We start from the raw sequence: 10329 nt of genomic DNA on the forward strand, positions 1-10329 counted from the left end.
TCCTCATCCGTCACCGGCGCCACCCCGCGGGACACCGCCACCACTCCGACTCACCCCACACTTTCGAACATCTTCACTCTGTGTAACAGATCCGCCTCGCAGAGAGTTCCCGAACTCCACCATCGGTAATTCCCCCTCCGCATCCGACGGCCCGGACGCCTCTCCCGACGCCTCCCCGCCCTCGGCATCAGGCCTTCGTCGCACCAACGGCAGGGGATCCGCAGGCTGGAGTCCCGGATCGTCTGTCCGGAAGGTCCGTACCCGTCCCGGCTCCGACTCGGGTGTCTCGAACCGCACGGTGACCCGACCCAACCCACTCCCCTGCACCCAGCCGTGCCCGAGCTCGGTATGCCGCACGTCGTGGCCGGGGCGCCACTGGTGCTCGACCGGCACCGGCACCTCGCGGACGGGCTCGTCCGCTGGATCCTCCTCATGCCCGTCCGCCCGCTCCTCAGCGGCCTGCGCGAACAGATCCTCCTGCGTGAAGTCAGCCAGCCCGCTGACGCCCACACCGAGCAGCCGCACCCCGCCCGTGGTGTCCACGGAGTCCAGCAACCGGGCCGCCGCCTCCCGGACCACGGCCGGATCGTCGGTGGGCCCGCGCAGGGTCTCGGACCGGGTGAGCGTGGAGAAGTCGTACCGCCGCACCTTCAGCACGATGGTCCGCCCCGACAGGCCGGCCCCCCGCAGCCGGCGCACACACCGGTCCGCGAGTCGCTGCACCTCCAGCTCCACCCGGACCCGGTCGTGGATGTCCACGTCGTACGTGTCCTCCACCGACACCGACTTGGCCTCCCGCTCGGCCACCACGGGCCGGTCGTCGCGGGCCAGCGCCATGGCGTACAGCGCGTGCCCGTGCGCCTTGCCCAGCAGCCGCACCAGCTCGTCCTCACCGGCCTCGGCGATCTCGTCGATCGTGATGATTCCGGCCCGTCTCAGATGGTCCCCCGTCGCCGGGCCGACCCCCGGCAGCGTCCGCACCGACAGGGGGCCGAGCAGGGCCCGCTCGGTCCCCGGCTCGATGAGCACCAGTCCGTCGGGCTTCGCCTGCTCGGAAGCGATCTTCGCCAGCATCTTGCAGGAAGCCAGCCCCACCGAACCCGTGAGCCCGGTCACGGCCCGTATGTCCTCGCGCAGTCGGATGCCTGCCAGCCGGGCCGACTCACCGTCCCAGGCCGCTCCCCCGGCATCCAGGTCCACGAAGGCCTCGTCCAGGCTCAGCGGTTCCACGAGCGGCGACAGCGCCCGCAGAAGCTGCATGACCTGCTCGCTGATCGACCGGTAGAACGCGAAGCGCGGCACCAGATACGCCGCGTTCGGAGCCCGCCGACGCGCCTGGGCCATGGGCATCGCCGAGTGCACCCCGAAGACCCGCGCCTCGTAGGACGCGGTCGCCACCACTCCGCGGGGCCCAAGACCGCCCACGACCACGGCTTTCCCGCGCAGACTCGGCTTGGATGCCTGCTCCGCCTGAGCGAAGAAGGCATCCATGTCGAGATGCAGGATGGTGGGCGCGTTTCTCACATGTCCGATGCTGCACCACACCACTGACAATGACGTCGCACAGCCGCCCGTCGCCCTCTCGCAGGACCTCAGACCGCCCGGTTGCGCCGACGTGCCAGCTCGTCCGCCGGGTTGTGCCCGACCAGCGTCTCCCCGGTGTCGACGCGCTCGCCGTGCAGTTGCGACAGCGCGCTCTCGACGTCCCGCCACACCACGCCCACGGCGATCCCGAAGATGCCCTGACCGCCCTGGAGCAGCGCGTGGACCTCGTCCGGCGAGGTGCACTCGTAGACCGTGGCGCCGTCACTCATCAGCGTCATGCGCTCCAGGTCGCTGAACCCGCGCTCCCGCAGATGCTGCACGGCGGTGCGGATGTTCTGCAGCGACACCCCGGTGTCGAGGAACCGTTTGACGATCTTCAGGACGACGACATCGCGGAAGCTGTACAGACGTTGCGTGCCGGACCCGTGGGCGGGTCGCACGCTCGGCTCCACCAGCCCGGTGCGGGCCCAGTAGTCCAGTTGCCGATAGGTGATCCCTGCGGCCGCGCAGGCCGTCGGACCTCGATAGCCGATCTGCTCGGACGCCATGGACGTCGCCCCTCCGCTGCTCGGCACGGCCGCCGGTCGCTGGGGAGCGTGATCGGCCGCGCTGCTCTGCTGGGGGTACCCCCTGCTCAAGCGCGGTTGAGAGCTTGAGGGAGGGTACGGACCGCTCCCCCCGAGACCGAGTCCGGGGGCACCCCCAGCCGTACCGTCGCCGCTGCTTCTCACGCCGACCTCCGTCCTTGACCTGCCTTGTCGACGGTAGGCAGTCACCAGGGGTGCGTCAACGATCGCCACACTCGGCACGCCGAGTGATAATCACCCTGAGAGTGGTTTCCCGCACCCCGCCGCGGGGAAAGGCTAGCCGAATGCGCTGAGAAGTAGCCGTAGGACGCTCTCACTCGCCATTGGCATTTGCCCAAAAACCGGGCGGGCGCCCCCGTGCGGGACGCCCGCGTTTCGCGTACGTGCCGGCTCCTGGTCGCCGCCGACTACTGGTTGCTGGTGCCGAAATCCTCGGGCGAGATCTGGTCGAGGAACTCGCGGAACTTCTCCACCTCGTCCTCCTGCTCGTCCGGGATGGCGATCCCCGCGTCGTCGAGCACCGTGTCACTGCCGTAGATCGGTGTCCCCGTACGCAGCGCCAGCGCTATGGCGTCCGACGGACGCGCGCTGACCTCGACCCCGCTGGCGAAGACCAGCTCCGCGTAGAAGACGCCCTCCCGCAGGTCCGTGATGCGCACTTCGGTGAGCTCCTGGCCGACGGCTTCCAGCACGTCCTTGAACAGGTCGTGGGTCAGCGGTCGCGCGGGAGCCATGCCCTGCTGGGCGAAGGCGATCGCCGTCGCCTCACCCGGCCCGATCCAGATGGGAAGGTAACGGTCGCCTCCCACTTCGCGCAGCAGCACGATCGGTTGGTTGGAGGGCATCTCGACCCGGACACCTACGACATCGAGCTCGTTCACACAGCAACCCTAGGCCGTGCCCGGGACGTTTGGGTAGTCGGGCCGGGAACGGGTGACCGATCCGCCCAGGGCCAGACCGCCCGCTCAGGGCAGCCGTACCCCGAGCGCCGTCTGCACCAGCGCCGCGTGCAGCCGCACCGTGAGCCCCGCGAGCTCCCTGGTACGGGCTTGCGCGTGCGCCCTGGTCTGCGGATTGCGGTGGAGCCTGAGCGGGGCGACCACCTGGTCCACGAGCCCGGCCTCACGATCGGCCGCCGCCTTCATCACCCGCAGATGCCGGGGCTCGATCCCGAACCTGCCCAGCTCGGCCACGAGCGCGGCCACCGTGGCCGCCTCCGCGTCGTAGACCCCGTCCTCCAAGGGCGTGACGAGACCGTACGATTCCCACTCCGCCAGCTCCGGCTCACCGATCCCCGCGGCCGCCAGCAGCTCGGACCGGCCGATCCGGGGGGCCGTCGGCCCCTCCGACGGCTCCGGAACGGCCTCGCCGTCCCGCTGCCGGCCCACGGTGGGCACCGGCACGGCCTCACCGCGCTCCAAGGCGTCCAGGTGCTCACGGATGACCTTGAGCGGCAGATAGTGGTCCCGCTGCATCCTCAGGACGTGGCCGAGGCGCTCGACGTCCTGCACGCTGAACTTCCGGTACCCCGAAGGGGTCCGCTGCGGCTCGATGAGGCCTTCCGACTCCAGGAAACGGATCTTGGAGATGGTGACTTCGGGAAACTCGTCGCGCAGCGCGTTCAGCACGGCGCCGATGCTCATCGGACCACCGTCCGCGGCGGCGGTGCCGTGTCCGACACCGCCCCTCGGTGTTTGAAGCATGGACCTTCCCTGGGGAGTCCCCCCGGACGGCGCCCGGAGGAGGGTCAGTAGCCCCGCTGGCTTGCGTGGAAGACCAGCCGGTACTTGCCGATCTGCACCTCGTCACCGTTCGACAGAGGAACTTCGTCGATCCGCTCCCGGTTGACGTACGTGCCGTTCAAACTGCCGACGTCCGCCACCTTGAACGTGCCGTCCGGATTGCGCCGGAACTCCACATGGCGACGCGAGACCGTCACGTCGTCCAGGAAGATGTCGCTCTGCGGGTGCCGACCGGCCGTGGTCAGATCACCGTCCAGAAGGAACCGGCTGCCCGAGTTCGGGCCCCTCCTCACGACGAGCAGGGCGGAACCGAGCGGCAGCGCGTCGACCGCGGCCTGCGCCTCGGGCGAGAGCGCGGGCAACTGCGTCTGACCGGTGACCTCGGCGTCGTAGGCCTCGAGACCGGAGATGGAGATCGTGGAGGTCGTCTCCGACGCACGCTCGGGCGTCAGCCCGGGGCGCAGCGGCGCGCCGCAGTTGGAACAGAAGCGGCTGTTCTCCGCATTGCGGTTACCGCACCTCGTACACACCAGGGCCGACATAGGGGAAAACCCTCCACCCGCACTCGAGGTTGACGGTTGGCCGAAACCTATGCCGCCGGCCTGCGCAGGGTCAACAGACGCCGCGCCCTGGCCACCGGAAATGTCGCCACCCGGACCACCCACCTGATCCCTGAAAAGCGGCCGCTGACCTTCCGCGTCGGGCTGTGCGCGATGACGAGCGGTCGCGTTGTCGCTGCCCTCTCGCGCGCTCTTGCCGAACAACTTCGCAAACAACTTCACGGGCGATTCCCCTTGACCGAAACAGACCCGCCCGTGGGGCAGGACGAACCCTGACTGAATACACCGGTCTTCCCGGACACCTTCACAACGTCCGTGCCCACCAGACAGTTTCCACCACGCACCACGCGATCGGTGCGTCGACCCCCCGCAACCTCATGCCCCTGCCGGATACCCCCCATCCGCCCCCGGTTCACCGGCCCGACGACCGAGCGTAGTCAGGCTGCTTCGCCGCTCGCAAGGCATCCACGACGATCTTGTCCGACCGCTCGACGGTTACCGTGGCCTGCTCCTTCTCAAGAGTCTGCACCACTCCTCCAGGGATGTTCAGCGCCGGCTCAAGGTCCTGCGGGTTGCCGATGACCTTGAAACGAAAGGGCGTGTTGATCTTGTTCCCGTCGACGCTCACGCTCTTGCCGGAATCCGTCAGGAAGGTGCCGGCGACGACACGCACACCGTTCACCTGGATCGCCTCGGCCCCGGCCGCGCGCAGCTCCTGGATCGCGTCGAGCAACATGTCCGCCTCGACCGTCCCCTTCGTGTCATCGATGGCCATCGTGATCCCCGGCCCCTGAGCAGCCACGGTGCCCGCCAGAATGCCGAGTTGTTTCTCCTTCTCGACCGTCTGCTTACGGGCCTCCTCGGCCTGGTCGGAGCTGTTCTCCAGCTCCTGCCGCTGCTTCTCGAGTCCCTGCTTCTCGTCCTCAAGACGCTGACTGCGGTCGCCGAGTTCATCCAGGATGCGGACAAGATCTTCCTGACGCGCACCGCGCAGCGCGTTTCCGCTGTCGCTGTTGGACGCGACCTGGACGGCCAGGCCGAACCCGAGGCCGAACAGCAACAGGGCGACGATGAGTTGGGCCCTGGACACCCGCGGCGGCCAGAGGCCCTGCACGAGCCGCTGCCGGCCGGTCAGCACGGGCTCGGCCGGCTTCTCGGCCGGTCCGTCCGCGGACGACGTCACGGGGACCTCGTCGGGCAGCTCCTTGCGCAGCCGGTACTCGGGCGTCTCGTCCTGGTTGCTCATCGACCTCACGCCCGGAAGACGTGTCGACGGATCGCCGCGGCGTTGGAGAAGATCCGGATACCGAGGACGACCACGACTCCGGTGGACAGCTGCGATCCCACGCCCAACTCGTCACCCAGGAACACGATCAGCGCGGCCACCACCACGTTCGACAGGAACGACACCACGAACACCTTGTCGTCGAAGATGCCGTCGAGCATGGCCCGAAGCCCGCCGAACACGGCGTCCAGCGCCGCCACCACGGCGATCGGCAGATACGGTACGACGGCTGCCGGAACCTCGGGCTGGACCAACAGGCCGGCCACGACTCCCACGACGAGGCCCAGTACGGCGATCACGATGTGCCCTTCTCAGTTCTCGGCTGCGCTGTGCGTACGATCACACTCGGTGCGGCGGGCAGCCGGACGTCGTCCGCCACGGAGATGGCCGTCCGGATGCCGTAGTTCTCCTGCAAGGCGTTCAGGTAAAGCCCGTCGGCACTGTTCTGGAACCGCGTGCTGAGGTTCTTCCCGTCCCCCACCGCCAACACCGTGTACGGCGGCACCAGCGGTTTGTTGTCGACCAGTATCGCTTCGCCCGCGGCCCTGATCGCCGACAGCGCCGTCAGCCGTTGCCCGTTGATGGAGACGGCCTCGGCACCCGACGCCCACAGACCGTTCACCACACGCTGCATGTCACGGTCCCGGACCCGCCCGGTGTCGGAGAAACCGGAGGTCTCGCGCGGGTCACCGTCACCGCCCGTGGTGGCTTCCTTGGCATCGTCCACGACCAGTTTGACGCCGGGCCCGTGCACCTCGACCGCGCCCGACAGGATGCCCACCAGGCCCCCCTGGCCACTGCCGCCGCTCTGCTTGAGCGCCTCCTGCTGCCGGTCGCTCACGTCGTCGCGCAGCTTGTCGACGGTGCTCTCGAGTTTGTCGGCCGCATCGGTCTCGCTGTCGATACGGTCGATGAGCTCCTCGCGCTCCTTGGCCACGACCGGTGCGGCCACCCGCGCTTGCGCCGCACCGACGGTGACCACGAGAGCCGCGAGCACCAGGCCCACGGCAAGACCGAGCTTCGCCCGCACCGTCCTGGGCAGACCGCCGACGCCTTCGGCCCGCTTACGGGCGGCGGCCTCGGCATACCCGTCGTCGAGGCTGTGGTCCATGACGTTGGTGAGCAGCGACATGGACGCGTCCGGACGCGACACGCGCGCGGGTGTGCTCCGAACGGGGGGCTGCTGCGGCATGCCGCACATCGTCGCACGTCGCGCCCAGTACCTCCGAATGGCCCCACCGGCGTGCCGGACAGGCCCCCTTGGGGACACTTGTCCGGCACGCACGCGTGCGCGTGGTTCAGCGCCCGGCGCTGTCCACGACCGACGCCCACTCGTCGAGCAGGGCCTGCGCGGAGGCGTCGTCAGGCCCCTCCGCCCACAGATGGGTGACGGCCTCGGCCGGGTCCGGCAGCACCATCACCCAACGCCCGTCCGTCTCCACCACCCGTACACCGTCGGTGGTGTCCACGAAACGGTCTCCGGCCTCTTCGACGACCCGCCGCATGACCAGGCCCTTGACCGCCCACGGGGTCGCCAGATCCCGCTTCAGGACGTGCGCCCGCGGAATCCGCGCGTCGATCTGGCTGAGGGTGAGCTGCGTCCGCGCGATCAGCCCGATCAGCCGCACGAAGGCCGCCGTGCCGTCGAAGACACTGCTGAACTCCGGGACGATGAACCCGCCCTTGCCGTCCCCGCCGAAGATGGTCGTCTCGTCCTGCCCCACCCGGGTGAGGTCGTCCGGCGAGGTCGTCGTCCACTCGACCTGCGTCCCGTGGTACGCCGCCACCTGCTCGGCGATCCTCGTCGTGGTCACCGGCAGGGCGACCCGGCCGCTGCGCCGCTCGGCGGCCACCAGGTCGAGCAGCACGAGAAGCGCCCGGTCGTCCTCGATGATCCGGCCCTTCTCGTCGACGAGGGAGAGCCGCTCACCCACGGGGTCGAACCGCACGCCGAACGCCGCCCGCGACGAGGCCACGATCTCCCCGAGTCGGACGAGCCCGGAGCGCCGCTGGTCACCCGTCTCCGTGGGCCTGGCTTCGTTCAGGCCGGGATTGATGGTCAGCGAGTCCACCCCGAGCTTGCCCAGGAGACTCGGCAGCACCAGTCCGGCACTGCCGTTCGATGCATCCACCACGACCTTGAGCCCGGACTCGGAGATCCCCGTCGTGTCCACGTTGCGCAGCAACGACCCGGTGTACGAGTCGAAGACGCTGGCCGGGAAATGCAGGTCGCCGATCTCTCCCGGGAACGCCCGCCGGTACTCCTGGCGCGCGAACACCCGGTCCAGCTTGCGCTGACTCCCCTGCGACAGATCCGCGCCCTGCCCGTCGAAGAACATGATGTCGACGGAGTCCGGCACTCCGGGCGAGGTCCGGATCATGATCCCGCCGGCACTCCCCCGCGCGGTCTGCTGCCGCGCCACGGGCAGCGGCACGTTCTCCAGGTCCCGTACGTCGATGGCGCTGGCCTGAAGCGCGGAGATGACCGCCCGCTTCAGCGCACGGGCACCACGCGAGTGGTCACGGGCCGTGGTGACGGTGGACCCCTTCTTGAGCGTCGTGGCATAAGCGCCGGCCAGGCGCACGGCCAGCTCGGGCGTGATCTCGACGTTCAGGATTCCGGACACCCCACGCGCACCGAACAGGTGCGCCTGCCCACGGGACTCCCAGATCACCGACGTATTGACGAAGGCGCCGGCCTCGATGGTCTTGAAGGGATAGACCCGTACGTTGCCCTGCACGATCGATTCTTCACCGATCAGGCATTCGTCGCCGATGACAGCGCCGTCCTCGATCCGGGCCGCCCGCATGATGTCGGTGTTCTTTCCCACGACACAGCCGCGGAGGTTGCTGTGCTGACCGACATACACGTTGTCGTGCACGACGGCCCTGTGCAGGAAGGCCCCGGTCTTCACGACGACGTTGGACCCGATGACGGTGTGTTCGCGGATTTCGGCGCCGGCCTCGACCTTGGCGTAGTCCCCGATGTAGAGAGGGCCGCGAAGTTCGGCATCGGGATGCACTTCCGCGCCTTCGGCCACCCACACGCCCGGCGAGATCTCGAATCCGTCGATCTCGACGTCGACCTTGCCTTCGAGCACGTCGGCCTGGGCCTTCACGTAGCTCTCGTGCGTGCCCACATCTTCCCAGTAGCCCTCGGCGACGAAGCCGTAGACCGGCTTGCCCTCCTTCATCAGCTGCGGGAAGACGTCTCCGGACCAGTCGACGGACACGTCGGCCTCGACATAGTCGAAGACCTCGGGCTCCATCACGTAGATGCCCGTGTTCACGGTGTCCGAGAAGACCTGGCCCCAGGTCGGCTTCTCCAGGAAGCGCTCGACCTTGCCCTCTTCGTCGACGATGGTGATGCCGAACTCCAGCGGATTGGGCACACGCGTCAGACAGACGGTGACCAGCGCGCCTTTTTCCTTGTGGAAGGTGATCAGCTCGGTGAGGTCGAAGTCAGTGAGGGCATCACCGGAGATGACGAGGAAGGTGTCGTCCTTCAACGCCTCCTCTGCGTTCTTGACGCTTCCGGCGGTACCGAGTGGCTTCTCCTCGTTGGCATAGCTGAGCTCCATCCCGAGCTCCTCGCCGTCACCGAAGTAGTTCTTGACCAGCGATGCCAGGAACTGAACAGTTACGACGGTCTCGTTGAGCCCATGCCTTTTGAGCAGCCTCAGCACATGCTCCATGATTGGCCGGTTGGCCACCGGCAGGAGCGGCTTGGGCATGCTCGAGGTCATTGGGCGAAGGCGTGTGCCTTCGCCTCCGGCCATCACGACGGCCTTCATGTCGGAAGCGTCCTCCTAAAGAGATGACGGTCTAGCCGACTTCACCCGTCCAGATTGTCCCGCACTTTTCGTCGGCGGGCCATCGAGCCACTTCAGCTGCCAATCGGCGAGGTCAGTCGGCGGCCGTGGCGTCCGCACGAACCAGGCGGCGGACCTGTACCACGTAGAGGACTCCTGCCCACCAGTAGAGGGTTGTACCCCATCCGGCGAACGCCCATCCGAAAATAGCAGCGAGTGACGCCAGCCACCCACTTCCGTCACTGAGCAGGAGCAGCGGGAAGGCGTACATCAGGTTGAAGGTGGCCGCCTTCCCCAGGAAGTTCACCTGCGGCGGCGGATAGCCGTGACGTCTGAGGATGCCGACCATGACCAGCAGAACCAGCTCACGGGCGAGAAGTACAGCGGTCAACCAGACGGGAAGAATCTCCCTCCAGGTGAGACCTACCAAAGTCGAGAGAATGTAGAGCCGGTCAGCGGCCGGGTCGAGGAGCCGGCCGAGTCGGCTGATCTGGTTCCAGCGCCGCGCGAGCTCGCCGTCCAGGTAGTCGCTGATCCCGCTGAAAGCCAGCACGAGCAGGGCCCAGCCGTCGCTCTGCGGGCCTCCGAACTCGGGCCGGAGGATCAGCCACAGGAACAGGGGTACGCCGACGAGACGCGCCATGCTGAGGATGTTCGGGATGGTGAGGACCCGGTCTGTCTGGACACGGGTCTCCTGGACCTCCACCCGGGGGCCTCCAGTAGGAAATGAGCCAACGATGCCCCCTGACCTTACCCCAACGCAAAAAAGCTCCGGCTCTTGGGCTGTGTGCCCAAGAG

The 10329-nt window shown here is 68.1% G+C and carries 10 protein-coding genes; all 10 read right to left on the bottom strand.

Going from position 1 to position 10329, the window contains the following annotated elements:
- Nucleotides 1–3 precede the first annotated feature (3 nt).
- Nucleotides 4–1524, bottom strand: coding sequence for a DNA polymerase IV (locus tag ACFWBB_RS32765; RefSeq protein WP_385279667.1), 1521 nt, complete (start codon nt 1522–1524; stop codon nt 4–6).
- Between the two features lie 68 nt (nt 1525–1592).
- Nucleotides 1593–2276 carry a MerR family transcriptional regulator gene (locus tag ACFWBB_RS32770; protein WP_385279670.1) on the bottom strand — a complete coding sequence of 228 codons (684 nt, stop codon included), beginning with the start codon at nt 2274–2276 and terminating at the stop codon, nt 1593–1595.
- Between the two features lie 263 nt (nt 2277–2539).
- Nucleotides 2540–3013: a bifunctional nuclease family protein gene (locus ACFWBB_RS32775; RefSeq protein ID WP_004934251.1), complete on the bottom strand. Its 474-nt coding sequence runs from the start codon at nt 3011–3013 to the stop codon at nt 2540–2542.
- A gap of 84 nt (nt 3014–3097) precedes the next feature.
- Nucleotides 3098–3835, bottom strand: a complete 738-nt coding sequence (locus ACFWBB_RS32780) for a MerR family transcriptional regulator (RefSeq protein ID WP_385279673.1) — start codon at nt 3833–3835, stop codon at nt 3098–3100.
- A gap of 44 nt (nt 3836–3879) precedes the next feature.
- Nucleotides 3880–4656: an FHA domain-containing protein gene (locus tag ACFWBB_RS32785; protein ID WP_385279676.1), complete on the bottom strand. Its 777-nt coding sequence runs from the start codon at nt 4654–4656 to the stop codon at nt 3880–3882.
- A gap of 190 nt (nt 4657–4846) precedes the next feature.
- Nucleotides 4847–5680 (bottom strand): DUF881 domain-containing protein, encoded by an 834-nt coding sequence (locus ACFWBB_RS32790; RefSeq protein WP_385279679.1) that lies wholly within the window; start codon nt 5678–5680, stop codon nt 4847–4849.
- 5 nt (nt 5681–5685) lie between these two features.
- Entirely contained in the window at nt 5686–6018 is a 333-nt protein-coding gene (locus ACFWBB_RS32795; protein ID WP_020133151.1) for a small basic family protein, read from the bottom strand.
- Complete coding sequence (locus ACFWBB_RS32800; RefSeq protein ID WP_385279682.1) at nt 6015–6920, bottom strand: DUF881 domain-containing protein; 906 nt, start codon at nt 6918–6920, stop codon at nt 6015–6017. Before ACFWBB_RS32800 ends, ACFWBB_RS32795 begins: the two co-directional genes overlap by 4 nt.
- A 97-nt stretch (nt 6921–7017) precedes the next feature.
- A complete protein-coding gene (locus ACFWBB_RS32805; protein ID WP_385279685.1) occupies nt 7018–9513 on the bottom strand; it encodes a sugar phosphate nucleotidyltransferase in 2496 nt (831 codons plus the stop codon).
- 112 nt (nt 9514–9625) lie between these two features.
- Complete coding sequence (locus ACFWBB_RS32810) at nt 9626–10237, bottom strand: CDP-alcohol phosphatidyltransferase family protein (RefSeq protein ID WP_385279689.1); 612 nt, start codon at nt 10235–10237, stop codon at nt 9626–9628.
- Between the last annotated feature and the right edge of the window lie 92 nt (nt 10238–10329).

The sequence above is a fragment of the Streptomyces sp. NPDC060000 genome (assembly GCF_042737375.1).
Lineage (GTDB): Bacteria > Actinomycetota > Actinomycetes > Streptomycetales > Streptomycetaceae > Streptomyces.

Coding starts and splice junctions, on each gene's coding strand:
- ACFWBB_RS32780 (WP_385279673.1), bottom strand. CDS start 3,835: ATGCTTCAAACACCGAGGGGCGGTGTCGGACACGGCACCGCCGCCGCG.
- ACFWBB_RS32790 (WP_385279679.1), bottom strand. CDS start 5,680: ATGAGCAACCAGGACGAGACGCCCGAGTACCGGCTGCGCAAGGAGCTG.
- ACFWBB_RS32800 (WP_385279682.1), bottom strand. CDS start 6,920: ATGTGCGGCATGCCGCAGCAGCCCCCCGTTCGGAGCACACCCGCGCGC.
- ACFWBB_RS32805 (WP_385279685.1), bottom strand. CDS start 9,513: ATGAAGGCCGTCGTGATGGCCGGAGGCGAAGGCACACGCCTTCGCCCA.